The organism is Leptospira paudalimensis, assembly GCF_026151345.1.
GTDB classification, from domain to species: domain Bacteria; phylum Spirochaetota; class Leptospiria; order Leptospirales; family Leptospiraceae; genus Leptospira_A; species Leptospira_A paudalimensis.
Genome location: NZ_JAMQPR010000002.1, coordinates 133200 through 158531, shown reverse-complemented (window position 1 = coordinate 158531; position 25332 = coordinate 133200). Strand labels below are relative to the sequence as shown.

General features: G+C 39.8%; 20 protein-coding genes. 10 read left to right on the top strand and 10 right to left on the bottom strand.

Going from position 1 to position 25332, the window contains the following annotated elements:
- Positions 1-93: 93 nt before the first annotated feature.
- The 3 genes from ND855_RS17735 to ND855_RS17725 form a co-directional block, all read right to left on the bottom strand.
- Positions 94-1536, bottom strand: coding sequence for a glutamate synthase subunit beta (locus ND855_RS17735; protein WP_265359548.1), 1443 nt, complete (start codon positions 1534-1536; stop codon positions 94-96).
- Complete coding sequence (gene gltB / locus ND855_RS17730) at positions 1529-6106, bottom strand: glutamate synthase large subunit (protein ID WP_265359547.1); 4578 nt, start codon at positions 6104-6106, stop codon at positions 1529-1531. The genes ND855_RS17735 and gltB overlap by 8 nt, the downstream gene beginning before the upstream one ends.
- A 175-nt stretch (positions 6107-6281) precedes the next feature.
- On the bottom strand, positions 6282-7469 hold the full coding sequence (locus ND855_RS17725; protein ID WP_135637864.1) for a hypothetical protein: 1188 nt from the start codon (positions 7467-7469) through the stop codon (positions 6282-6284).
- 46 nt (positions 7470-7515) lie between these two features.
- Between ND855_RS17725 and ND855_RS17720 the strand changes: the two genes are divergently transcribed.
- Positions 7516-8466 carry a TPM domain-containing protein gene (locus tag ND855_RS17720; RefSeq protein ID WP_265359546.1) on the top strand — a complete coding sequence of 317 codons (951 nt, stop codon included), beginning with the start codon at positions 7516-7518 and terminating at the stop codon, positions 8464-8466.
- A 145-nt stretch (positions 8467-8611) separates the two neighbouring features.
- On the opposite strand, the gene ND855_RS17715 is transcribed toward ND855_RS17720, so the two are convergent.
- The 3 genes from ND855_RS17715 to ND855_RS17705 are packed head-to-tail and all read right to left on the bottom strand — an operon-like array spanning position 8612 to position 10536.
- Positions 8612-9148, bottom strand: coding sequence for a shikimate kinase (locus ND855_RS17715; RefSeq protein WP_135637862.1), 537 nt, complete (start codon positions 9146-9148; stop codon positions 8612-8614).
- A gap of 24 nt (positions 9149-9172) precedes the next feature.
- A complete protein-coding gene (locus ND855_RS17710) occupies positions 9173-10027 on the bottom strand; it encodes an HDOD domain-containing protein (RefSeq protein ID WP_135637860.1) in 855 nt (284 codons plus the stop codon).
- A gap of 5 nt (positions 10028-10032) precedes the next feature.
- The gene (locus tag ND855_RS17705) at positions 10033-10536 is read right to left on the bottom strand and encodes a chemotaxis protein CheD (protein ID WP_135637858.1); all 504 of its coding nucleotides are present in this window, start codon (positions 10534-10536) and stop codon (positions 10033-10035) included.
- A 60-nt stretch (positions 10537-10596) separates the two neighbouring features.
- Between ND855_RS17705 and ND855_RS17700 the strand changes: the two genes are divergently transcribed.
- The 3 genes from ND855_RS17700 to ND855_RS17690 all read left to right on the top strand — a co-directional run bounded on the left by ND855_RS17700 (position 10597) and on the right by ND855_RS17690 (position 12760).
- Positions 10597-11820, top strand: a complete 1224-nt coding sequence (locus tag ND855_RS17700; protein ID WP_135637856.1) for a TraB/GumN family protein — start codon at positions 10597-10599, stop codon at positions 11818-11820.
- 50 nt (positions 11821-11870) lie between these two features.
- The gene (locus ND855_RS17695) at positions 11871-12248 is read left to right on the top strand and encodes a hypothetical protein (RefSeq protein ID WP_135637854.1); all 378 of its coding nucleotides are present in this window, start codon (positions 11871-11873) and stop codon (positions 12246-12248) included.
- 68 nt (positions 12249-12316) lie between these two features.
- Positions 12317-12760, top strand: coding sequence for a four-helix bundle copper-binding protein (locus ND855_RS17690; protein WP_135637852.1), 444 nt, complete (start codon positions 12317-12319; stop codon positions 12758-12760).
- Between the two features lie 63 nt (positions 12761-12823).
- Here ND855_RS17690 and ND855_RS17685 read toward each other — a convergent pair whose 3' ends face one another.
- The gene (locus tag ND855_RS17685) at positions 12824-13696 is read right to left on the bottom strand and encodes an esterase/lipase family protein (protein WP_265359545.1); all 873 of its coding nucleotides are present in this window, start codon (positions 13694-13696) and stop codon (positions 12824-12826) included.
- Positions 13697-13808: 112 nt separating this feature from the next.
- Between ND855_RS17685 and ND855_RS17680 the strand changes: the two genes are divergently transcribed.
- From ND855_RS17680 to ND855_RS18865, 3 genes are read left to right on the top strand one after another with little or no spacing between them, the layout of a single operon-like run.
- Positions 13809-14174 (top strand): hypothetical protein, encoded by a 366-nt coding sequence (locus tag ND855_RS17680; protein WP_135637848.1) that lies wholly within the window; start codon positions 13809-13811, stop codon positions 14172-14174.
- Position 14175: 1 nt separating this feature from the next.
- Positions 14176-15588: a UTP--glucose-1-phosphate uridylyltransferase gene (locus ND855_RS17675; RefSeq protein WP_135637846.1), complete on the top strand. Its 1413-nt coding sequence runs from the start codon at positions 14176-14178 to the stop codon at positions 15586-15588.
- Complete coding sequence (locus ND855_RS18865) at positions 15585-15842, top strand: LA_0364 family Cys-rich lipoprotein (RefSeq protein WP_407658764.1); 258 nt, start codon at positions 15585-15587, stop codon at positions 15840-15842. Before ND855_RS17675 ends, ND855_RS18865 begins: the two co-directional genes overlap by 4 nt.
- A gap of 97 nt (positions 15843-15939) precedes the next feature.
- Here the strand turns inward: ND855_RS18865 and ND855_RS17670 are convergent, their stop codons facing one another.
- Genes ND855_RS17670 through ND855_RS17660 form a run of 3 tightly spaced genes read right to left on the bottom strand, consistent with a single transcriptional unit; the run spans position 15940 to position 19665 of the window.
- Positions 15940-18351 (bottom strand): fibronectin type III domain-containing protein, encoded by a 2412-nt coding sequence (locus tag ND855_RS17670; protein WP_265359544.1) that lies wholly within the window; start codon positions 18349-18351, stop codon positions 15940-15942.
- Position 18352: 1 nt separating this feature from the next.
- The gene (locus tag ND855_RS17665; RefSeq protein WP_265359543.1) at positions 18353-18994 is read right to left on the bottom strand and encodes an energy transducer TonB; all 642 of its coding nucleotides are present in this window, start codon (positions 18992-18994) and stop codon (positions 18353-18355) included.
- Positions 18995-19005: 11 nt separating this feature from the next.
- Complete coding sequence (locus ND855_RS17660; protein WP_100727990.1) at positions 19006-19665, bottom strand: MotA/TolQ/ExbB proton channel family protein; 660 nt, start codon at positions 19663-19665, stop codon at positions 19006-19008.
- Between the two features lie 124 nt (positions 19666-19789).
- On the opposite strand from ND855_RS17660, the gene ND855_RS17655 reads away from it, so the two are divergent.
- The 3 genes from ND855_RS17655 (at position 19790) to ND855_RS17645 (ending at position 25311) form a co-directional block, all read left to right on the top strand.
- Complete coding sequence (locus tag ND855_RS17655) at positions 19790-21652, top strand: hypothetical protein (RefSeq protein ID WP_265359542.1); 1863 nt, start codon at positions 19790-19792, stop codon at positions 21650-21652.
- Positions 21653-21664: 12 nt separating this feature from the next.
- The gene (locus ND855_RS17650; protein WP_265359541.1) at positions 21665-24868 is read left to right on the top strand and encodes an efflux RND transporter permease subunit; all 3204 of its coding nucleotides are present in this window, start codon (positions 21665-21667) and stop codon (positions 24866-24868) included.
- Between the two features lie 80 nt (positions 24869-24948).
- On the top strand, positions 24949-25311 hold the full coding sequence (locus ND855_RS17645) for a PilZ domain-containing protein (protein ID WP_265359540.1): 363 nt from the start codon (positions 24949-24951) through the stop codon (positions 25309-25311).
- Positions 25312-25332: the final 21 nt, after the last annotated feature.

The following is a 25332-nucleotide window of genomic DNA, read 5'->3' as shown; positions in this document are numbered from 1 at the left end:
GAAGATGAATCAGAATCCACAATTGGAAACAAATTATCCCTGTTACGAGAAAGTTTGCTCCAAATGTGGACCTTAAGCGAGATTGTTGAAAATTTAAGCTTCTACTTCTGAAGTCAAAAAATGGTGCACTTGGTCTGCACACTTTCTTCCTTCCGAAATTGCCCATACAATCAGGGATTGTCCTCGTCTTACGTCTCCGCAAGCATACACTTTTGGAATTGAGGTTGCAAAGGATCCGGCTTTTGTGCCAAATTCTGCTTTGACATTCCCTCTATTATCAAGTTCTAATCCTTCTTTTTGTAAATCAGCAAGTAAACCTTCTTTCACAGGGTTCACAAATCCCATCGCTAAAAAGACTAGGTCGGCAGGCCATTCGAATTCGGTTCCAGGAACTGGGATGAACTTTCCGTTTTCTTCTTTGACTTCCGATCCGTAAATTGCAGTGACTTCACCTTTTTCATTGGCTTTGAATCCCATTGTCGAAACTGCCCATTTACGATTCACACCTTCTTCGTGAGATGTGGATGTTCGGTACATCTTTGGATACAAAGGCCAAGGAGTGGATTTGTCTCTATCTTTTGGAGGTTCAGGGAATAATTCAATTTGAGTGACGGACTTTGCACCATGCCTGTTGGATGTTCCTACACAGTCAGAACCTGTGTCACCACCACCAATCACAATCACATGTTTGTCTTTTGCATTGATGATTTCAATCGCATCACCAGCGACGTGTTTGTTGTTTTTTGTCAAAAACTCCATTGCAAAATGGATTCCTTTGTGATTTCTACCTTCTACAGGCAGGTCTCTCGGCACTTCAGATCCACAAGCAAGGACAACCGCATCAAATTCAGCTAATAATTGTTTTGCGGTAATATCAACCCCAACATTCACATTGGTTTTGAAAGTAACACCTTCCGCTTCCATTTGTTTCATTCGGCGGTCGATGTGTCTTTTTTCCATTTTAAAATCTGGAATTCCGTAACGGAGTAGGCCACCAATGCGATCGTTTTTTTCAAAGATTGTCACTGTATGACCTGCACGAGCTAACTGTTGTCCTGCGGCAAGACCAGCTGGTCCCGATCCAACAACTGCTACTTTTTTTCCCGATTTAGAAACAGGAGATTGTGGGATGACCCATCCTTCTTCCCAAGCACGGTCAATGATGGTTCGTTCAATGGACTTGATGGATACTGGTGGCTCAATGATCCCAAGGGTACAAGCTGACTCACATGGAGCAGGGCATAACCTTCCCGTAAACTCAGGAAAGTTATTCGTTTTCGAAAGATTTTCCCAAGCTTCTTTCCAGCGACCTCGGTACACAAAGTCATTAAATTCAGGGATGAGGTTATCCACAGGGCAACCCGTGTCGCCATGGCAAAATGGAATCCCGCAGTCCATACAACGAGCTCCTTGGTCTTTGGCAACAACCTCAGGAAAAGGTTTTTCAAACTCTTTATAGTTTTTAACTCTTTCCTTCGGATCAATCTTTTGAAGGTATTCTTTTTTAAATTCTAAAAATCCTGTTGGTTTACCCACGAGTTGTTACCCCCTCTGTTTTTTGTTTTTCCGATCCATTTTCAGAAGCCATTTTTTCTAAGGCTTTTTTATAATCTCTCGGAATTACTTTGATCATTTGTTTTACGACTTCATTCCAATTGTTTAGAACTTCTTCTGCACGTTTGGACCCAGTGTATTTTTTATGGTCTTCCACCATTTTTTTGACTTCTGCAATTTCAGACGCTTCAGTTAACGGATCTAAGTCGACCATTTCCTTGTTGATGAGAGCTTCTTTGTTTTTCTTTGGATCCCAGAGGTAAGCAATTCCACCTGACATACCCGCAGCAAAGTTACGACCAATCTCACCTAAGATGATCACTCGTCCCCCAGTCATGTATTCACAACCATGGTCACCAGTTCCTTCCACGATGACATGGGCTCCAGAGTTTCTCACACAGAAACGTTCACCGGCCATACCGTTTACATAAGCATGCCCACTAGTTGCACCGATGAAACATGTGTTACCGATAACGATGTTTTCTTCTGCTTTGTAAGGAGCATTTTTAGGAGTTTGGAAGATAAGTTTTCCACCACAAAGTCCTTTCCCAACATAGTCGTTTCCTTCACCCACCAGGCGAAGTGTCATACCTTTTGTAACAAAGGCACCAAACGACTGTCCTGCGGTTCCCGTAAACTCAATGTCGATTGTATCTTCTGCTAGTCCATCCACACCGTATTTTTTAGTGACTTCATGGCTGAGCATAGTTCCCACAGAACGGTTTAAGTTCACAATCGATGTTTGGATTTTTACAGGTTGTTTGTGGTCAATCGCTGCAAGGGATTTACGAATGAGTTCGTTATCAATCTGTTCATCCAAATGGTGATTTTGTTCTTTTGCACGATAGAGACCTGTTGGGAATACAGGGTTTGGTCTATGGAGCACTTTGCTAAAGTCAAGTCCACGAGCCTTCCAATGGTGGTGAGGTCGTTTGAATTTGATTTTTTCCACTTGGCCAATCATTTCTTCGAAAGTTCTGAAACCAAGTTTTGCCATGATCTCACGAACTTCTTCTGCAACAAAGGTCATAAAGTTCACAACATACTCAGGTTTTCCTGTGAACTTACTTCTTAAAAATTCATCTTGGGTCGCAACACCAACGGGGCATGTATTGAGATGGCATTTACGCATCATGATACATCCAACCGAAACAAGTGCAGAAGTGGAGAAACCAAACTCTTCTGCACCGAGGAGAGCTCCCACAACCACGTCTTTTCCAGTGAGGAGTTTTCCGTCCACTGCTAGATACACACGATCACGTAATCCGTTTGCAACAAGTGTTTGGTGGGTTTCCGAAAGTCCCAGTTCCCAAGGAGTTCCTGCATGGTGGATGGAAGAAATTGGACTTGCTCCTGTTCCTCCTTCGTGACCTGCAATGAGGATATGATCCGCATGGGCTTTTGCAACCCCTGCCGCTACAGTTCCAACACCTGATTCCGAAACCAGTTTTACGGAGATACGAGCTCTTGGGTTTGAGTTTTTTAAATCGAAGATGAGCTGTTTTAAATCTTCGATCGAATAAATATCATGGTGAGGAGGAGGGGAGATGAGTGTTACCCCTGGAGTGGAGTAACGTAACCATCCAATGTATTTGTCTACCTTGTGTCCAGGTAACTGTCCACCTTCTCCTGGTTTTGCGCCCTGTGCCATCTTGATTTGGATGTCATCTGCGTTCGTGAGGTATTCCATGGTCACACCAAATCTCGCAGATGCCACCTGTTTGATCGCCGAACGCATGCTATCTCCATTCGGAAGGGTTTTGAAACGAACTGGGTCTTCTCCACCTTCTCCTGTATTGGATTTTGCACCAATGCGGTTCATGGCGATGGCAAGAGTTGTATGTGCTTCCCAAGAAATGGAACCATGACTCATCGCTCCCGTTTGGAAACGTTTGAGAATGGATTTTACCGATTCCACTTCTTCGATTGGAATTGCCTTTGATCCATCAAAGTCCAATTGGAACAAACTTCTCAGTGTGATCGCTCTTTCGTTTTGGTTGTCGATGAGAGCAGAAAACTCTTTGAATGTTTTGTAATCGTTTTCTTGTGTTGCTTTCTGTAATTTATGAACTGTGATGGGAGTGTAAAGATGGCTATCTCCATTTTTACGGTAATAATGAACTCCACCTGGTTCTAAGTTGTTAGGGAAAAAAGTTGGGTCATATGCAGCTTTGTGCCTTCTGACAGTTTCTTCTTCCAACATCTCAAGAGAAAGCCCTTCAATTCTTGATTGTGTTCCCGCAAAATACGTGTTCACGAGTTCGGAATCAAGTCCTACAGCTTCAAAAATTTGAGCTCCGCAGTACGATTGTAATGTGGAGATTCCCATTTTAGAGAATACTTTAAAGAGTCCTTTTCCAATGGATTTGATGTATTTTTTCTTTGCATCTTTGTAGTTTGGAACTTCTGGTAAAAGTCCTTGGAGAGACAAATCAGCAATGGTTTCGAATGCTAGGTATGGGTTGATGGCATTTGCACCATACCCGCATAACAATGCGAAGTGGGCAACTTCTCTTGGTTCCCCAGATTCCAAAACGATCCCTGCTTTTGTGCGAAGGCCTTCTCGGATGAGGTAGTGGTGGAGTCCAGCAACTGCAAGTAAGGAAGGAATGGCTGCCTTTTTTTCTCCCACTGCATGGTCAGTAAGTATGATGAGGTTTACCCCTTGTTCCCTGATCGCTTTTGCTGCATCCGCGCATACTCTATCGAGTGAGTTACGCATATCATGTTTTTTAGAAGGATCAAAAAGGATATCAAAGGTTTTCGCTTTAAAATGCCCTTCACTGATTTGTTTGATCTTTTCAAAATCTTCGTTCGTAAGGATCGGGTGTTCCAACTCAAGCCTATGGGCATGTTCTGGTTCTTCTGAAAGAAGGTTCCCTTCTGGACCAATATATGTTGTGAGTTCCATCACCAATTCTTCACGGATTGGATCAATTGGAGGGTTTGTCACCTGAGCAAAGTTTTGTTTGAAATAACGATAGAGGGGTTGTGGTTTTTCACTGAGGACAGCAAGAGAGGAATCCACTCCCATGGAACCAACTGGTTCTTCTCCCGAAACACCCATCGGTTTGATGAGAGTAAACACATCTTCGTGTGTGTAACCAAATGCTCTTTGTCTTTCTAAAATGGTTTCGTGTTGTGGTTGTTTTACGTTCTCAGGTTCTGGTAAAGAACCTAATCGAATCATATTGTCTTCTACCCATTTGCGGTATGGTTTTTGAGTAGAGATTTGTTTTTTGATTTCTTCATCGTCAAGGATTTGTCCTTTTTCCATATCGATGAGGAGCATCCTTCCTGGACGAAGTCTGTCTTGGACAAGGACTTCTTCTGGTGGTAAATTGAGAACACCTGCTTCGGAAGACATGATCACTTCATCATCTTTGGTCACGATATAACGAGCAGGTCTTAATCCATTTCGGTCAAGCGTGGCTCCAATGATCCTTCCATCAGTGAACGCAATGGCAGCAGGACCATCCCATGGTTCCATAAACGTAGCGTGGTATTCGTAGAACGCACGTCTGTCGGCGTCCATCGCTTTGTTTTTTGACCAAGCTTCAGGGATCATCATCATCACTGAGTGTGGTAATGACCTTCCTCCCATCACAAGTAGTTCAAGAACAGTATCAAAAGTTGCAGTATCTGATTGGCCTTCCATTACGATAGGAAGCATTCTTTTGAGTTCATCACCGTATAACGGAGATTGCATGACCATTTGGCGAGCTGCCATCCAGTTCATATTCCCACGTAACGTATTGATCTCACCATTATGAGCAATTTGTCGGTAAGGGTGAGCTAAATCCCAAGTAGGGAAGGTGTTTGTGGAAAACCTTGTGTGTGTCAAACAGAAGGCCGAAGTGAGGTCAGGTGATTTTAGGTCTTCGTAGAATTTTTTGACTTGGTCTCCAAGTAACATCCCTTTATAAACGATGGTTCTGGAAGAAAAACTAGGTACGTAGTATTGGGAACGATCAAGTTTGAGTTCTGCACGAATTCGTCTGTCAATGAGTCGTCTGATAAGGAATAGTTTTCTTTCAAAATCATCTGATGTTTTGATTTTTTTGGATTTTTTCCCGATGAACACTTGTTTGAAGACTGGGATGGTTTTGGAAGCCACAACCCCCGCATACTCTTTGTTTACTGGGACATCGCGGAAACCAAGGAACTCTTCCCCTTCGTCGATGATGATTTTTTCGATTACGTTTTCAACGGCCGCTCTCACTTCTGCATTTTGAGGTAAGAATAAAAATCCAACGGCGTAATCACCTTCTTTGGGAAGGGTGAAGGGTAGGTTTTTGCGGAAAAAAGCATCTGGCAGGTTGATCATAATCCCTGCACCGTCTCCCGTTTTTGGATCAGCACCTTCGGCTCCTCGGTGTTCGAGGTTACACATAAGGCGGATCCCTTTGTCTACGATGTCACGGGAACGTTTGCCCTTATAGTTTGCGATAAAACCAACACCACAGGAGTCTTTGTCCATGGCAGGATCATACATACCTTGGGCCTGTGGGCCGAGTGGTGGAAGAATGGGTGGTTGGTTGGATTTTGACATACGTACCCTACACTAAAGCAATTACTGTACCTTGTTTTAGAATTTGGGTGTACTGTCCAATTAATTTGTTTTCAGCAAAATGATTTATTTTTAGGCAAAAGCAAAGGCATAAAAATGCTTATTGTTTGATCGTTTAGTGTACTATATATTAAATCGGATTATATAAATAGCAATATTATATTGAGTCTAATCTTTGGCATAGTACAAGAAAGAAGCGAACTGCAACTTCCATAGGAAGATCGCTTAAATCCCAGCGCTGTGCTTGTGAAGAGGTGAACAGATCCTTCGTATGGTTCAATGTGGAAGTTAGTTCTGAATTCGGGTCGAGAAGGGATTTTGCTAGCGACCGTGTGGATTCGTAACTTTTTCGGGATTGGACCCATATGTATTTTGAGGGCAGTTCTAGGTGAACCATCAAATCTTCGGTTTGTTTCCATTCTTGTAATTTCTCTTTTCCCTTCTTTGTGATTCCATATAACGCATAACCATCCGACAAACGTTCAATTTGATAAGACATTCCCATTTTTTTTCCAATCCAAAAGTAAAACTGGATTCCGAAGGATAAATACCCCACAAGAAGGATCACAACTCCCATTTTTATATTGCTCATCTCTTTGTTCGTAAGATTGGCAAGTAAAATGAGAAGTCCCAAATGTCCAACGGCAAGTAAACAAAACGAAAAAAACCAATTCGCATTCGAAATGGAATGTTCCCATTGGATTGGGAAAAGCGAATTTGGACGGAGAAATTCTAAGTTAGGTGATGTATTCGAATCCAATGCCTTTGGTGGATCTAAGGGGATGGGTAGCCCAGAAAATGAGTCACCTAACTCATCTTCAATGGGGAGTGGTATAAATCGGAAGAATTTTTTTAGTTCCCGGTTTAAATCTAGGTAACGGCTAAACTCTTTTGATTTGTCCGTGTATTTTCTAACTGTAATGGTCGAAACCGGAATCAGTAAACCTAACCTATGTTTGAGATAAATAGTATCCGTGTATTTCCAACCATCTTTTTTGGATTCTGCATCAGAATGGATTTGGTATGAAACCCAATCGGAAAAAGGAATTTCCAAATCATTCATTCCTTGAGTATCTCCAAACCGAACCTGTTTCGATTCTCCGTCCACTTGTACATGGTAGGAAAACGAATTGGTTTCCTGATACGATTTCACACAAACCAAACTGAGTGGGGTAAACGTGAGAAGGGAAAAGAGAATCCCTTTTTTACCGATCATGGGGTGTTTCCAAAAAAGGATCCCGAGTAGAGAGAGAATCCCCCAAACAATCGCTCCCAATAATAGTACGTAAGGATGTACATTTGCCCCTTGGATGAGAATTGAGTTTTGTAAAAATGTTGTTTCCACGTGCGAAAAAATCTCTTTGATTTTTTTGAATTTGTCAACTAACCTTATGCCAATGAAAATCAGATTTATATCCGTCTGGATCGTACTCGGATCTTTGTATCTCCTTCCTTATCATTCCAGATTACTCGCAAAAGAGATTCCTAAATTAGAATCGAGAGTTACTTTTGAAGAAGGAACAATCCCTAAAGATGTGGCTTTGGAGTGGGAAATAATCCTTGCCGAACACGAAAAACAAACTTCAAACCAAGTGGCGATCCTTGTCGTACATTCTCTCGAAGGTGAGATCTTAGAAGAGTATAGCTTAAAAGTGGCGGAAAACTGGAAACTTGGTGGGGAAGGTTTGGATAATGGAGTCCTAGTTTTACTTGCGACTGATGACAGAAAAGTACGGATTGAAGTTGGTTATGGTTTAGAAGGTGTTCTCACTGATGTATATTGCAAACGAATCATCTATGATACGATGATCCCTCATTTCAGAAAAGGAGATTACCCAACAGGGATACGATTGGGATTGGAACAGTTCTTACAAACCGCAACAGTTGGAGTCACTCCAGAAGAACCATCCTTATTTCAAAAATTCAAATCCTTTCGAGGTTTTGATTTCCAAGGAAATTGGTTTTTATACCCACTAGGTTGTTTGTTTATAGGTGTTTTGTTTTTATTCGCTTTTATTTCGGCCTTTCATTATGAAGCGGAAGGAATTGGTATGTTCTTTTTCATATTGGTATTCTTCCAATGGGTTCCAACTATGTTCTTTGGTTATTCTGCTTGGCTATTTTGTAATTTGGTTTATGGATTCGGTTTTGTTTTTGTACGACTCACAAGGGATAAAGTGAAATGGGTAAAACACATTGCATCGAAGGTAACAGACAATGTATTTTTTTCATCTGGTGGATTTTCTGGAAGTAGTGGGAGTGGGTCATCAGGAGGTTCGGGTGGTGGATTCAGTGGAGGAGGTGGAAGTTTTGGAGGTGGGGGATCAAGTGGAAGTTGGTAATGAAAGTAAGCTCGGCTTACCTGAATCTTGGAATCAATTTTTTTTTGCGATTACCGAACCGTACCAAAAGTTATCTGTCATTCGGACGACTAAAAATTTTTAACCTGATAAGCGCAATGTTTATCACCGACAACACCTCTTTCCTTTATTTGGATTTGAGTCCGAGCCAGTCTAAGATCCGTTCCACTGCTTCCTCTTTCGAAAGTTTGGATAAGTTCAATTTAATGTGTGCCGCTTCCTGGTAAACAGGTAGGCGTTTTTCTAAAATGGTGCGATACGATGTCACTTTCGATAGGTCGGGCCTTGTTTTATCCCCTTTTACCTTTTCTACTAGTTCTTCAATGCCGCGTTCTAGGTAAACAATCCTACCAATTTTCCGCAATAGGTCCAACTTTCTTTGGCTAACAACTTCGTTCCCCAAATCATCCAAATCAAATAAGATTCCACCACCACAATCTAAAATGATACCATTTGCATTTTGTAGTTTTTGCAAAATAGAATATTCTAATTCACGAAATACCTTCCAGCCGTTTTCTTCGACAAACTTAGGAATAGGAATACCGCCAGCTTCATAAACTGCGATGGAATCTGTTGACACCACTGGAATTTCTGTTTGTTTTGATAAAGAGCGTGAAACTTTTGATTTCCCCGCTCCTCTTGCCCCAATGAGTATGATGTTCATCTAAGAGTAAATCCTTAGTTTGTTCTAAACATTTAACAAATCGGCTAGACCTGCTTGTAAGTCAGGAATATGGACAAAATATGTTTCGATATCTGCATCGGTAACACCTGTTTGGCTGAGAGCAAAAGGTGAGATCGGAACTGATTCTCCACCGATATCGATCCCAATCCCTGATACTACAATGAGGATACTTGCTATATGCACAACTGAAGTGAGGAGTGGGTTTACTTTTGAATTTTCAGGAGTGAGGTAGTTTGCCACAACATCCGTAAGGTCAACAGGGAAGTTCCAACGTTTTAAAAGTGTTTCGGAAACTTCCATGTGTGTGTAACCGAAGTATTTTTTTTCTAATGCAGGGAATGGTTCTTGGTTGTCCTTGAGGTCTGTTTTGATTTGCATCATCACAGAACTAAAAAACTGAGCGAGGACAATTTTGCCAACACTACACAAAAGACCTGAAGTAAAGGCTAAGTCTTTATCGATTTTTAGTTTTTTGTGTTGGACGATTTTACTAGATAGTTCTGCGACAAGTAAGGATGCCGTCCATAATTGTGCAGCTTCCAATTGGTAACTGTTTAAGTCTTGTGCAAGGATTCCCTTTGCAGCAGTAAGGAGTACAATTTCTTTTACCGTTTTGATCCCTAATGTCATCAAAGCTTCTTGGACAGTGCGGATCGGTTTGGAAGCTCGGTAGTAAGCCGAGTTTGAAAGTTTGATTACATTGGCAGTAATGGCTGGGTCTTTAGAAATTTCTTGAGCTAAGTCAGCAATGTTGACATCGGGTTTTTGTAATTTTTCCAATACTTTGGATACAACCGATGAAATGGCCGGTAATTTATTTACGTCTTGTAATACTTCATCAACTTTTGATTTTAGCATATCGCCTAACGCACCTTATAAAGGTATTTTTCCATACCAGCTTTTTTTAGCAAAACGCGACCGTCATCGCAGTAGAGGCTGATGGTTCTTCCCTCGTTACCAGCTACATCTTCCACAATGATTGGGATTTTTTTCTCTTCCATAAACTTTCTGACGATGAGAATGTTCTGTTCCCCAATATTTTGTAAGAATTGGGAATTGATTCCTTTGAACATGGAAGCTCCACCAAAAATTCGGCAAGAATATTGCCCAATGTTTGATCCTTCCTTTTTCATCATATCAATGAGAATTGGAAGTGCTGTTTCACCATATTTGTGAGGAAACTTACTCATGTCTTTTCCTGTTGGATCTTTTGCGAGCATGATGTGTGAAATGGCACCAATTTTTTGGTCGGGGTCATACAAGACGATTCCAATGCAGGAACCCAATGTAGTCCGGAGTACATCCGTATCTTTTCCGACCTTAATGTCAGCAATTCCCACATTGATGATTTTGGATTTTATAGACATTCTACTTGTTTCTAGAGAGAGGAACCGTTATTTAGGTATAATAGATAGTCACTTCTCAGTATGCGTTCAATCAAAAAAACTACTCCACCAAGAAAATCTACCAAAAAAGGTTTCAAAACAAAAGAACCTTACCTGTTTAAAACCATTGACAAAACAGAAGTCCATATTTTAGGAACTGCCCACATATCAAAACAAAGTGTGGAAGAAGTTGAAAAACTGATCCAAAGTATCAAACCAGATGTCATTTGTGTTGAGTTATGTGAATCACGAATGAAGTCTGTGGAAGACCCAGACTATCTTAAAAAATTAGATATTTTTAAAGTGTTCAAAGAACGAAAGATGTGGTTATTACTTTCGAGCCTCATCCTTTCCTCGTTTCAGAAAAAAATGGGAAACCAAGATATCAAACCAGGAGATGAGATGCGGAAAGCCATCTCTCTTGGAAGATCACTCAAAAAACCCGTCCTTCCTGTTGACCGAGAAATCCAAACCACTCTCAAACGTTCGTGGGGCAATGTTGGATTTTTTTCTAAGATGTATCTCTTTAGTGCCTTACTTGCATCATTACTTGTCAAAGAAGATGTTTCTGACGAAAAGATTGAAGAGATGAAATCGGATGATATCCTAAAAGATTTGTTCTCACAAATTCCTAAAAAATATGAATCTATCAAAAATGTTATCATTGATGAAAGGGATGTATACTTAGCGGAAAAAATCCGCGTTTCTACCTTAGACAAAAAGGTGAAAAAAGTGGTAGCTGTTGTGGGAGCAGGCCACCTCGCTGGGATCGAGAGGAATATTGATTTACAAAATGACTTATCTGTGTTAGACGAAGTACCCAAACCAAAACTTTGGGATAGTTTGAGTCTAATCATCTACCCTGTGTTTTTTGCGGGTCTCATTGGATATACCACTTGGAGCCAAGGAGGGGAGGCGGGTTTGGATTTGTTTTCTAAACTCATTTACATCAAAGGGGGACTTGCTGCCCTCGGAGCTCTCATCGCATGGGCACACCCCATTTCCATTTTGCTTGCTTTCATTACGGCACCTATCGGAACCTTTGTTCCTATTTTTAAAGCAGGTTGGGTGAGTGCCTTATCCGAGTCCTATTTACGAAAACCACTTGTAGAAGATTTTGAAAGAATTGCAGAAGATTCAGAAACCTTTCAAGGGTTTTGGAAAAATCGAGTATTGCATATCTTCTTGGTTTTTTTCCTCCCCCAATTTGGGTCCACAATTGGAACCTTTATTGTCGCAGGAAAAGGCTTGAAGAATTTATTTTAAACTGGTAATCTGATCACAAAAGTTCTTCGTCTAATAACTGGGAAACAACAATGAAACGGAAGGCGAGTTTAGGGTTCATACTGCTGTTTTTACTCTATTTAGGGTGCAAATCGTCCCTATTTGGGGTATGTTTGTCTCCTGAATCCTTCGTTCAAAAATCATCACTCCCTCCTTGCCACCAAACACAAGCAGGTGAATCGGAAAAAAAAGACAATTGTGATTGTCCGATTGTTTTAGAATCACTCCAATCTTCTCCTGATTCGGATCTTTCCATCGGCAAACCCTTTGTCACATTCGTTGTTTGGTCAGATTCCCATAAATCGTCTGTATCCTTATTAAAACCGAATCCAACCGAGATTTGGATTGCCAGATCACAACACAGACTCCCTCCTCATACTCCCATTCGAACGATCCACCTTCTGATTTGAGAAAGGCACACCTGGGATTGAGGTGAACCGATTTCGAATGATTACAATAACGTTAGAAGGATTAAAATATGAATCGAAAAGAATTATTACAAAAAGCAGGAATGGCAGTAGCTGTTTCTGGAATTTTATCAACACTTTCCGCAGAAGACCATGACCATTCAGGTGCTATGCCCACAGCTGGAAAATCCAAATATGCAAAAGCAATGATGGCGGCAATCCATTGCCAACTATCAGCAGAAGTATGCCTAAGTCATTGTATCACCGAACTTGGGAAAGGTGATAAAGCGATGGCAGCATGTGCGGCCTCCACTCGTGAAGTGATTAGCCTATGTGACTCGTTTGTGAAACTTGCAAGCCAAAGTTCAACGTTTACGAAAAAACTAGCAAATTTATGTGTGGAAGTTTGTGAGGCATGTGCAAAAGAATGTGACAAACATGCCAATCACCATGCAGTTTGCAAAGAATGTAGAGACAGTTGTCTTGCTTGTGCAAAAGAACTAAAAAAAGTTTAAGTTCAATTTAGAACTTTGATTTTAGGAGCTGTCCATCGTTAGGTGGACAGCTTTTTTTATGGATTACCGTTTGGATTTCTTTTTCGGTTTTGCCTTTGGTTTCGGAGTCTGTTTCGCTTTCTGATTTGGTTTTGCTTTTGGTGTCGGTTTCGCCAACTCTTTGTTAGAAGAAGATTTCTTTTTTGATAGTGTTGCTTTATTCTTTTTATAAACAGCTGGTTCATATTTAGAAAAATCAACTTCGATTTTTTTAGGGACTGCAAAGTCGGGATTTGCTTTTGGACTTGGTGTGATATTGATATTGTCCTTCGGTGTTCCTAAAAATTCACGTAAAGTTCGGATGTTTTCATTCCTGCGTACAAGATTGTAATTTCCTGGAATGTCAAACCATAGGTCACGTCCTTGTCCAAACTCAGTACTTTCTTGAGGGGGAAAACTAAAATCTTCAATTGCAGAAAGTGGTTGGAAAAGTGGAAAAAACAATGCGTTTTTATAATTGGTTTTCACCCAATCCGATTCAAAACCCCAATACGAAAATCTTGTGTTGGTAAATCGATCAGATCCATGAAACGGAGTTCCTAAAGTGATTAATCTTTTTACTTTTCGTCTCGCTTCATCTGGTAAAATCAAAACCAATAGACCACCAGTATTATGAGCGATCAAAGTAACTTCGTTAGGTGCTGTTAAAATTTGTTTCGCCAAGTGTTGGATTGCTTCTTCTAACGAAGTGGGGTTTCGTAAAGTAGACAAAATCCCAACCTTGAAACCCAAATTGTCTAAATTTGACTTTAGTCTTGCATAAAAAAAACGTCCGGCTCTAAACCCAGGCACAATGAGAATATTTTTATCTTTATTGTTATCAATCGACAAATGACTAGGCAGGTAAAACGACACCAAAGCCCAAAATCGTTCCAGATATTCCATGAATCGAAACATGAATTTGATGATTCAATCAGACACAATTCTTGTCTAGGAAAATCAATTCCAGGGGAAGAATTCCTGAATTGACCTCTAACCGTCTTCACATAGGATTGCCTTTTAGTAAGCTATGTTACATTTGGTGCGCTTTTTTTTGTTCTTTTTGGTTTTGCCGTCCTATCTCTCGGCAAATCCTGGGACCTATGAGGATGCAGCCAAATTACTCCCTGAAATTTGGGAGACAAAATACCCACTTCCTTATGGAAAACTCATTAAGAAGGACCCTCTCAATCAGGGGATCCGTCAGATTTCTCGTAAAAAAGGAAAGTATTGGGTGTACAATTTCGAAGTATTTATGCCAAAGTACGAAAGGAAAGAAACGACACCGGTTCCAAAACTGGAAGGTCGTAATATTCATGTCTTTTTTTTCTGGAATCCGGGAATCATTGATGAACCCCACCGGATCGAATTAGGGGAACCACACGAAGGGAAATGAAATGGAGAAAGAAACCGTAGACCAACTGATCCGCGAGACGATGAAACAAGCAGGTCTTTCTGATGCATTCATCGCTGACTTTATTCTTAAAGTAGACGCAGTCCGTAATGGTGAAACAGGGATCGTACGTTGGGAAGAGGTAGGAGATTTAGACCCCAAATCTGACGAAATTTCCCTTGAGTCAATCCATGAATCCTATCCACTCGATACCACACTTCTTTCAAAACTTGTTGTCATCAAATTGAATGGGGGACTTGGGACAAGTATGGGACTCGACAAAGCCAAGTCTCTTATCCCGATTAAAGGGAATTTGTCTTTTTTGTCCGTGATGGCAAAACAAATCGAATACCTTCGTAACAAGTATGGAATCGATGTTCCTCTACTTTTTATGGATTCTTATAATACCCAAGAAGATTCTCAAAAAGAATTAAATCATAGTGGATTCAAACAATCGTTACGTTCTAGTTTTTTACAACATAAGGTTCCAAGATTAGATGCAAAAACCTTTGCACCTATCAAAACCGATGTAGAAAAAGAAAACTGGTGTCCGCCTGGCCATGGTGATATTTATTTCACAATGATGGAAGAAGGGATTTTAGATGAACTTCTCTCCAAAGGATTTGAAATCGCTTTCCTCTCCAATGGGGATAATTTGGGCGCAACGGTTGACCCTCAAATTGTATCTTATTTACTCAAAGAAAATATCCACTTTGCAATGGAAATGACACCAAAAACATTGGCGGATAAAAAAGGCGGGGCCATTTATCGCAAGTTAGTCGGCGGTAAAATGATCCAATACGAATTATTGGAAACGGCTCAAGTTCCAAAAGAACACGAACACGAATTTAGTGGGCTTGGAAAATTCAGAACGTTTTCTACCAATAATCTTTGGATCAATTTACGGGCTCTTAAGGAAAGGTTTCAAAAAGGAAACTTTTCATTATCTCTCATCGTCAATCCAAAACAAGTGTCTGGAAAGGATGTCATCCAACTGGAAACAGCAATGGGCAGTGCTGTTGGTAACTTTTCAAAGTTCAAAGGGATCATCATTCCAAGAGATCGATTTGCTCCAGTCAAAAAAACAGAAGACTATTTGATCCGTCGTTCAGATGCCTATGTTTTAAACGAAGATTATTCGTTAACAATGACGAAGGAAAGAAAACAAAAAGGACTTGGCGAAGTTCTTGTTTCTTTAGATGAAAAATTCTATAAAAAAATCCAACAATTTGATGCTTTGTTTGTCGCCTTACCATCTTTAGTTGAATGTGAGGAACTTATTGTGGAAGGTGAGATTTTATTTGATATTCCAGTGAAAATAAAAGGGAAAGTAAAATTCCAAAATGTTTCTGGTTCACTTCAAAAAATTTCATCTTTATCAAAAGCTGAATTTGAAAACCAAATCATTTCCTTATGAAAGGTTTGATTGGTTCTTTCACTTTCGTATTTTTAATGGGGTGTGGTGCGCCATTTTCGTTTCGTTCTGCTTGTTATGAGCGGAACAAATGTTCCACAATTGAAGGTGCGTGTTTTTTACGTAACGATGCTTTTTATCGAGTGTCAACTGGGGCGTCTACTTACAGTAACGCAGATTTGGCGGCCATTGTTGGCAGTTGTCTTGGATTAGAAAAAGTCTGCCGAAAAAACTGCGAAAGTGGGACTCTTTTTTGATTTCTTAAAAAAGAGTCCATCATGACTCCAAGTCTATATTAGCGTTATTGTAAGTGGTTTGATTGGTTCATGATTCAATGAATCCAAATCAATTTGTTTATTCGCGGATAAATGATAGTTGGCTTTTTTCTGGGACTAAACCTTTATCTTCAAATTCACCTGATAAAGATTCATAGTTTGGAGATAGTTTAATTTTCCATTTTCCTTTTTCTTCAATTAAATCGGAATCTACTATATTTTTGCCACGAAAGATTGGATTTTCATTCCATTTCATGACAATGTTCCCTTCTGCGTCTTCAGCTTCGATGGTCAATCGAACTGGTTTCACTTTGTTTTTTCCATCCCAATACATTGCGGTCCAAGGGCCGATAAACTTCTGTATGGCGGATTCACCAAAAGTTTTTACTTTTTTAATATCGGGAACAGTTTCTGATAAAACAGCAGTGACCGGGGAAGAATACAGACTTTCACCAACTCCTTTTTGAACGGATTGAATCACAAAAAAATAAAATTCATTTTTAGAAAGATTTTGTAGTTTAAAATTAGATTCTGAAGTTTCTTTGACTAGACTCCAGTCTTCTTCATTCTTTTTTCTCATCAGAATTTTATAGGAAGTGACTTTTGGAATTACATTCCAACTGAACCAGAGTTCGCCAGATTTCCGATTCTCTGTGATTGTTAATTCAGGAGTCTTTATACTTAAAGACCTTCCTGCAACAAGTGATGCATATCCTATATCTGGTTCAGATGGGAAACTATACAATTCCCCTTCGAATTCTGCTGTGACAGCATAAAATGATTCTTTTCCAGAAGGTTCCTCGTCTTTGTAGAGTAAGTCTGTGGTTTTCGCAATTCGTTTCCAGGAACCATTTGTTTTTCGAAAGATATGGTAAGCTGTTGCACTCGGAGAACCTTCCCATTGTAAGACGGTCACACCTGGATACAAACCCTTGGATGCGGTGAAATGTTCAGGTCTTGGTTTTAAAACTTCAGAAGGATCTAAATGTGCAGATACGTAATAACTGGATTCTCCTTCTAATTGGTTTCTTTCTGGAACAACTTGGTAAATTTCGTTGTCACCATTACGACTTGCTTTTAAATCCGTGTAAGAATTTTTTTCAGTTTTTCCTAAAAAGCGAAAAATCCGTGCCATTGCGTTCCATTTGTACACGACATAGGTAGTAGGGATGGATTGGTTGTCCCATTCTAATATGATGCGGTCATTAGTTGGTGCTACTGATGCTCGTAAATTGGTGACAGGTAAAATCCCTGCAGGTTTTGTTGGCTCTGACGCATAACCATCGTTTGAGTCAATTGAAGGTTTGGATAAATAATTTTCATCTAAGCTAGCTACTTTGTAATGATAGGCAGTATTTTTTTGAACACCAAAATCGTCAAAGTAAGGTTGTTTGGAAAGTCCAACAAGTTGGTATTTTGTGTCGATTTTACGTTTTCTGTACACTTCGTACCCAATGGCACGTTTTTCACTCGACCAAGAGATTCTAATCCGATCAGAATAATCACCTCGGGATGCATATACTTCTTTTGGTGGGAATAAATTATGTTCACCGAATTCCAATGATTCCAATTCATTCATCAACTTTGATTCTGTGAGTAATTGGTTTCCTTCTGAGGGATCGGCAACATAAATTGATTTGGTATGTTTTGGGAAACTTTCGTAAGAAATCCAAAGATAACCTTTGTCTCCCCAATTGGTTCCCCAAGTATTCCAAATTTTAAACGCTTTCTTTTTGTCATTAAATCCCAATATCACAAGGGATTGGGCTCCTATAACTTCTCCACTGCCTTGTTGGAAAACGGCATCTGGTTTTGGATCTAGAAAATTTTCATAGACCAAATATCCTATTAAAACTGGTTTTTTTTCAGCTAATGCAAGTTTTATGGAGGAAAGGTCGTGAGGTTCAATTTTATAAATTCGCCCAAGCCTCGCTTTTCGACCTATTTCTACAATGTTTGCTTTTGGTCGTACCCTCAGATTGTTACTTGATTCATTCATGAGCTCAATGGGCACAGATCCTCTACTCGTTGCAAGTACCAAGGCATCGAGTAAGGAAACTGCTTGGTCTTTCCCACTGTTCAATTGGTTATAAATGAAATTTGCGGAATATAGTAGTTTTTGTCCATTTGCAGAATTTGGCCCAATTGTTGCTAAATTGCGAATCCCTTTTTTACCAGCTTCTAAAAACGAAATAAGGCCATAACCGACCGTAAATCCTACATTATCTTTTCCTGTGCCTTGGTCCATCGGAGTCGGAAAGTCCGCACTAAGGTCGATACTGGAAGGTAAATCTGAAGGGGAAACTTGGGAAATAAAGGGAGGAATACTTTGGTATAAGGCAAATGGGTCTGGTGTTAACCCTGGTTTTTTTAAAGATGATTTGGTTTCCGTTTTTCCAGTAATTGGTTTTGATTGGAAACTAACAACGATTAGCCCAACAATGAACAATAAAGTACCAATTGCAATTTTTTGTTTTGTATTCCGAAACATCTTAATCCTCTTCTAAATCAAAACTGATGGGCAATCTATGTGCCATTCGAGTTGGTTTTCCTTTGTCATAACCAGGTGTAAACCTTGCACGTTGGATGATTTTAATTGCAGCTTCATCGAATCCGTATCCCGCTCGCCCTGAAACAATTTTGACTCCTTGGAGTACACCTTGTTCGTCAACTTGCACCATAACAACCACTGTCTTTTGGCTAATATTAGCAGCTTTGGCTGCCTCCGGGAAATATGCTTTTAGATCAAAATCAATGATAGGTGTGGGAGGTCTGTCTCCGTTAAATGAAAACAAAAATCCATCTTTGTCTGTTCCATTCCCTGAAAGTTGGTTTGGGTTTAAGTCTGAATTATCGGGTTTGTCTTCTGCATCTTTATTCGATCCCTCTACCCACTCTTGTTTTTCGACGGGAGCAGGGCTTGAAGTGCCACCAATGAGTTCTGGTGGAATTTCTTCAAAGGATACATCCATATCTTCCAACGAAGTTTCTTGAAAAGCTGCTTCACTGGGTAATGTTAAAACAAAATATACCAAATAACACATTACATGTAAACTCACAGAAACAAATAAGCTGGCTCGGAAAAGACCGAACCGCCTGAGTTTGTATTGTAAAAATAATGTAAATGATTTCATATAACTTATGTTTAGTGGTGGATGTTGGGTGTGGAACTAGAGGATTGGTTGTGTTTTCCACTCGTGATGAAACTTGCATGGATTTCTTTCGAAAGAATTTCTAATTGTCCTAATACCAGTTTCATTTTACGGGTGAAGTAGTTGTTTGCCATCACAACAGGAATCGCAACAGCAAGACCAGCAGCAGTGGCAAGTAGGGCAGTGGAAATACTACGCATCACTACTTCTGCTCCAGAGTTCCCTAAAGTACCTAAACCATAAAACGCTTTGATCACCCCAAGCACAGTTCCCAAGAGTCCGATGAAGGGAGTGTTGTTCCCAAGAGTGTTGAGAATTGGGAGTCGTTCCTCTAAACTGAGACGTTCTTTTAGAATTTTCCCTTCCATGAGTTCGGATAAACCTTTGTGATTTTCTTTTTCACGTTCCAAAACAAAATGAATGAATCGTGTGTAAGAATTTTCCATAGGATGGCTTTCGAGTAATTTTTCTGTACCTTTTAGATCACGGTGGCGAATCAGAAGTGTGAGTGAATCGAGAAGTGATTCAGATTCTTTGTTAAAATTGCGTTTATAAACAATTAACCTTTCGATGAAAACAGCAATGGCGAGGATACTCGCGAATAACATCACGAGAAAGATGATTTTTTCACCAATGTCTACGAAATCTTGCATTTTTTGAACCTTCTAACGGACAGAATCCAATCCCTTGGACAACAATCAAAGAGAAAATTTGCGTAAAAAATACTTCGGTTGATCCCAATTCCACCCCAAAGAAAGAATGATTCCAAGGATTGGTATGAAGGCAAAAAACATTCTTCTGAACAGTTTTGGGGTTCTTTTCATCGGTTTCGGCGTTTTTCTCGTCGTGTTCTATGCTACAAAATCTTGGGAGGCCTTCCTCCAAATTTGTCCCAACAAAGATTTTTTGTCTTGGGATGAAAACATTCGACTGAACCAAGTCCTCGACCAATACGTCGATTTTCGGAATGGAAATTGGTTTTATGGAATCATGCCATTTTTGGAAAGCCCCACTTGGCCACCATTACGTTCGATTCTAACCTTTGTTACTTTATACTTACCTATTGATGCTTTTGAAACCTATCGAGATAGTTTTCTTGGACTTTTCTTTTTGGTCTTAGTGTATCCAGGTTTGGTGTATACATCGTTCCGGATGACAAAATCTCTTTTTTGGTCAGGACTTTTTTCATCTCTCATTTTTATCCTTACCATCCAAACAGTAGAAGTGCCTGCGTATTCTTTGTCTTCTATGTTGGAAACCCAATCGATGTTTTTTTTACTTCTTTCTGTTTATGCAATTTACCGTTTGTATGATACAGATAACCGAGAACGTGAGATTGATGGCACTACTAAATGGATGATCTTTGTTTCCTTATTTGGATTTTATTTTACCAAATATCCATATGGGATTTTATTCTTTATGGCATGTTTTGCCTATGAACTCATTCGTTCCCCAGGTAAGTACAAAGAAGTAATTCTTTATTTGTTAAAACAATACGCGAAAGGCATTCGACTTTTATACTTAGTATTTGTTATACTCATGGTATTTTCTTTACCTGTCTTACGTGTTGTCACCAAAATCAATTTGAATCAAAAGAGTTTCAAACAGTTTATGTTTGGGATCACCTTGGTTTTGTTTGTTGATCTTTCTGTATATTTATTCCGAAACCGCGATGCCATGAAGAGAATCTTCCCAAAAACAGCTGTTGTACTTTGGGCTTATGCTATTTTCCCTGCATTTTTATGGTTATTTTTAAATCCAGATAGAGTGAATGCTCTCATTGATGCACAGATGATTGTGAATGCCTACACAAGGAGTTTTTTCCTGACCCTTTGGACGGAACCAGGAAAAGACCCATCTGTTCCTGGGATTTTTGATTTCATTTGGGGATTTAGAACTTTGGTATTATTTTCCACCTTGTCTTTGTTATACTTTTTTGTTCGTACGAAAGAAACAATGTGGAATAAAATCAAAGACCCACTTGTGGCTGGCACTTTTATTCTATTTTTAGAACTTTTGATTTTGGAACTCACCACTGGGAACAAACAACCAAGGCATGTTCTCCAGTTTATCCCTGCGATTGGTCTTGTGGGGTTTTTATGGATTTTAAGACTTTATCATTTAGCGGATCACAATTTTCAAAGGATCACTTCCATATCAGTGATCTTACTCACAACTAGTTTTGTATTTTATAATTCGGTTTATGCACAAGGGATTCTTTCCGGGAAATTTTATGAGACCAAAATGTTCTGTTACCGAGGGATGAACGCAAGTGATTTCGAACCTGCAAGAGAAATTGCCTCACATGTGGCTCCTAATAAAAAATACATCCTCATCAATGCCTTCCATTTTACAGAAAAATATGAGACAAAAGGGCGAGTTTTAGCCTCTGATTTTGATCTGGCGATGAAACTTCGCACTTACAAAGAAGGGATGGTACGAAATGACAACAAATACCGATGGAAAGATTGGACAAATTTTGATTCCGTTCTCTTATTAAGTGATGTTTGTCCTGATAGTTTTGTTGAAGAAAAATTTGAAAATCGCACAAAAATGTTGAACAGTAAGTCAACATTGCTGTCTACTTACAGAGAGAGCTCTGGTACTGCTTGTTTACAAGAATACAAACTGCTTAAATAGAGATAAAAATTCATGAGTATTGCTTCTTTTTCGATCAAACGCCCCATTTTCATTTCATCCCTCGTGATCATCATGGTGATCACAGGTTACATTTCCTTAAAACGTATCGGTGTGGATTTATTCCCGGATATCAACATCCCATTTGTTGTGGTGTCCACAGTGTACCCTGGAGCAGGCCCAGAAGAAATTGAAACTTCCATCTCCAAACCTTTGGAAGAGGAACTTAGTTCTATCTCTGGACTTAAAAGGATCACTTCCCGAAACCAAGAAGGGATCTCTCTTGTTTTTGCTGAGTTCAGTTTGACCACTGACATCAAATATGCCGAACAACAAGTTCGGGATAAAACAGCAAGGGTCAAACCACTTTTCCCTGAATCTTCAAAAGAACCTCTTGTACAAAGGTTTGATCCCTCAGACCAACCCATTATGCGGATCTCTTTATTTGCTGATTTACCTGAAGGTGAATTGTACGATTTAGCAAAAGAAAAAATCAAAACCAAATTAGAACAGGTGAATAACGTTGGTGCGGTAAAGATTATCGGTGGTGCACGCCGTGAGATTCATATCGAACTTGATCGTAACAAAATTAATGCTTACCAAGTGCCTGCCATTGCGATAGGGAACCAAATCAAAAACTCTGGTGTGAACATCCCTGCAGGAAAAGTAGAAGGTGGAGAAAAAGAAACATCCTTTCGTACAGTTGCAAAATACGAATCCTTATCCCAAATTGAGAACACAGTTGTTTCGTTTGGTGGTGAATTTGGTAGAGGAGTTCTTGTCAAAGACCTTGGTCAGGTCAAAGATACATTACAAGACCGTCAAACCCGTGGACTTTTGTATGCTCCCATCAAAACAGAAGAACACGAAGAACCTTCCATCATTGGAAAATTATTATTCAAATACGAAGCACCAAAAAAAGAGCGGGTTCAAAAAACAGCACTTTTCCTAGATGTTTACAAACAATCGGGAGCAAACACAGTTGAAGTAGCCGATGGTATCTTAGCAAAAATTAATACCATCAATGACCAAATCAAAGATATGAAAGGCACTCCAAAAGTCATCCTCATCCGAGATGGCTCTAAATGGATTCGTGCTAACATTGAAGATGTAACACTCGCCATTATTCTAGGAATTTTTCTCGCTGTTTTAGTTGTGTATCTTTTCCTTGGGAACGTTCGTTCTACCATCATCACTGGTATGGCACTCCCAAACTCAATGTTAGGTGCTTTTATCATCATGTATGCCATGGGATTTACCATGAACGTGATGACACTTCTTGCCTTATCACTTGCGGTAGGACTTTTGGTTGATGATGCCATTGTGGTTAGGGAAAATATTTTCCGTAAACTGGAAGAGGGGGAATCGGTCATTGTTGCAGCCCGTAAAGGAACGGAAGAAGTAACCTTAGCGGTCATCGGAACCTCTCTCACAGTGATTGCGGTTTTCCTCCCCATTGGATTTTTATCAGGAATTGTGGGTCAGTTTTTCAAACAGTTTGGACTCACAGTTGTTTTTGCCATGATCATTTCTCTTTTTGATGGTCTGACAGTTGCACCAATGTTATCTGCTTATTTTGCAGGTAAAACTGACATTCATAAAGAAAAGAATTTTGTCCTTCGTTATTTTGATAAGTTCCAAGATTTCCTGGACAGAATGTACGCAATCATTATGAAGTTTGCCTTAAAAAAACCATGGGCAGTGATTTTACTCACAATTCTTACACTCATCACAAGTATCTTCTCGCTTGCCTTTGTAAAAAAGACCTTCCTTCCTGCAAACGATCAGGGAGAATTTATGGTGAATGTGGAGATGGCACCAGGGACTTCCTTAACAGGAACTTCTGAAGTGGTAGAACAAATCCAAAATGAAATTATCAAAAACGTTCCCGAATTAGAATTATTGGCAACAGTTGTAGGGAATAGTGATGGAGAATCGAATATCGCTACGATTGGTGTTGCCTTACTCCCTTCTGAATACCGCAAACGTACAACAGCCGCAGTAAAAGACCAAATCAGAGATTTTCTAAAAGCATATCCTCATGCAAGACCGAAAGTGAACGACTATTCTGCGATTGGTGGTGGTGTTCAATATCCATTCAACCTTAACTTAAAAGGGGAAAATTTAAAAGATTTGGAAACCTATTCCTTCAAGGTAATGGATGAACTTAGGAAAATTCCAGACTTAACCGATGTGGACACAACTTACAGAACAGGTAAACCAGAATTCCAAGTAGTACCAGATCGTGCCAAAATGCAAACTGTTGGAGTGGTGGCAGGGGTGATGGGAGCAGAACTTCGTTACCACATCGAAGGGGGAGAAGTTGCCAAATACCTTGAAAATGGAATTGAATATGATGTTAGGTTACGTCTGAAAGAAGACCAACGAAATTTACGTAAGTCTTTTTATGAAACAAGAGTGCCAAACATTCAAAACAAACTCATTCCTCTAAGTGCAATTGCAGATGGTAAGGAAAGTACATCCCCTGCAAGGATCATTCGTGAAGACAGATCTAGAGTTGTTCCTATCAATGCAAACCTAGCACCAGGTGGTGCCATAGCATCAGCTTCTGAATCTGCTGTCAAAATCCTGAAGGAAAAATTACCTCCACCTCCTGGGATTACGTATTCCTTTGTGGGACAATCAGAAGACTTCAAAGAATTGTTACAAAACATAGTCCTTGCCTTTGGAATGGCGCTTATATTCATCTATCTTGTGTTAGCTTCTCTTTATGAGTCATTTATCACACCGATAACGATTTTGTTTGCCATTCCACCTGCCATTTCGGGTGCCTTTTTTGCACTCGCTTTAACTGGTGAAATGTTAAACTTATTTAGTATGATTGGACTCATCCTACTAATGGGACTTGTTGCTAAAAACTCCATTTTACTTGTCGACCATGCGATGCTTGCCATGAAAGAACATGGAATGTCTAGAAACGATGCCATCTTTGATGCTGGTGCTAAACGTTTGAGACCAATCCTTATGACATCCCTTGCGATGATTGCAGGGACATTGCCGATTGCACTCGGGATTGGTGAGGCATCTAAATCGAGAACTGCAATGGGGATTGCCATTATTGGTGGACTCATCCTATCGACACTGATCACACTCATTGTGGTACCTGCCGTTTTTGGATACATTGATCGACTCAGAGAGAAAATTGAAGGAGCCTTCCGTCCAGATTACGAAATCCGACCTGAGGATTTAGAAGGATAACAGAAATCTCACTCTTAGATACGGGTGAGATTTTCATTTTAAACTTGCCCTAACATTGAATTCGGTGTTCTCTAGCATTCATGTCTAGCGAACGCCGCATTTACAATCGTATCTCTGAAAAAGTCCATCTCACCTACCGTGTGATCCAATCGGGTGCAGGTTCGGCTCAGTTTTTGCCTAGTGACAAAGGGGAAGGGGACTCACAAGACATCTCAGAAGGTGGACTCCTCTTTCGTACGAAGGAACCAATGTCATTGGGTACAAGGCTTGAATTGGAATTACGTTTCCCAGATGTAAAATATGTTTTGTACCCAAAGGCAAAAGTAGTTCGATTGGAGGAATTTGGTGAAGGTGCTTTTTATGAAGTCGGACTTGAATTCAACCAAATCTTTGATGATGATAAAAAACTTCTATTGGAACATATCAAAAAACTAGAAGTATGAAGAAAGTCTTCATTCCCTACC

Bases quoted from the DNA above. Each gene is read 5' to 3' on its own strand.
- gltB (WP_265359547.1), bottom strand. From the start codon at position 6,106: ATGTCAAAATCCAACCAACCACCCATTCTTCCACCACTCGGCCCACAG.
- ND855_RS17720 (WP_265359546.1), top strand. From the start codon at position 7,516: ATGCCAATGAAAATCAGATTTATATCCGTCTGGATCGTACTCGGATCT.
- ND855_RS17715 (WP_135637862.1), bottom strand. From the start codon at position 9,148: ATGAACATCATACTCATTGGGGCAAGAGGAGCGGGGAAATCAAAAGTT.
- ND855_RS17710 (WP_135637860.1), bottom strand. From the start codon at position 10,027: ATGCTAAAATCAAAAGTTGATGAAGTATTACAAGACGTAAATAAATTA.
- ND855_RS17705 (WP_135637858.1), bottom strand. From the start codon at position 10,536: ATGTCTATAAAATCCAAAATCATCAATGTGGGAATTGCTGACATTAAG.
- ND855_RS17700 (WP_135637856.1), top strand. From the start codon at position 10,597: ATGCGTTCAATCAAAAAAACTACTCCACCAAGAAAATCTACCAAAAAA.
- ND855_RS17695 (WP_135637854.1), top strand. From the start codon at position 11,871: ATGAAACGGAAGGCGAGTTTAGGGTTCATACTGCTGTTTTTACTCTAT.
- ND855_RS17690 (WP_135637852.1), top strand. From the start codon at position 12,317: ATGAATCGAAAAGAATTATTACAAAAAGCAGGAATGGCAGTAGCTGTT.
- ND855_RS17685 (WP_265359545.1), bottom strand. From the start codon at position 13,696: ATGTTTCGATTCATGGAATATCTGGAACGATTTTGGGCTTTGGTGTCG.
- ND855_RS17680 (WP_135637848.1), top strand. From the start codon at position 13,809: ATGTTACATTTGGTGCGCTTTTTTTTGTTCTTTTTGGTTTTGCCGTCC.
- ND855_RS17675 (WP_135637846.1), top strand. From the start codon at position 14,176: ATGGAGAAAGAAACCGTAGACCAACTGATCCGCGAGACGATGAAACAA.
- ND855_RS18865 (WP_407658764.1), top strand. From the start codon at position 15,585: ATGAAAGGTTTGATTGGTTCTTTCACTTTCGTATTTTTAATGGGGTGT.
- ND855_RS17670 (WP_265359544.1), bottom strand. From the start codon at position 18,351: ATGTTTCGGAATACAAAACAAAAAATTGCAATTGGTACTTTATTGTTC.
- ND855_RS17665 (WP_265359543.1), bottom strand. From the start codon at position 18,994: ATGAAATCATTTACATTATTTTTACAATACAAACTCAGGCGGTTCGGT.
- ND855_RS17660 (WP_100727990.1), bottom strand. From the start codon at position 19,665: ATGCAAGATTTCGTAGACATTGGTGAAAAAATCATCTTTCTCGTGATG.
- ND855_RS17655 (WP_265359542.1), top strand. From the start codon at position 19,790: ATGAAGGCAAAAAACATTCTTCTGAACAGTTTTGGGGTTCTTTTCATC.
- ND855_RS17650 (WP_265359541.1), top strand. From the start codon at position 21,665: ATGAGTATTGCTTCTTTTTCGATCAAACGCCCCATTTTCATTTCATCC.
- ND855_RS17645 (WP_265359540.1), top strand. From the start codon at position 24,949: ATGTCTAGCGAACGCCGCATTTACAATCGTATCTCTGAAAAAGTCCAT.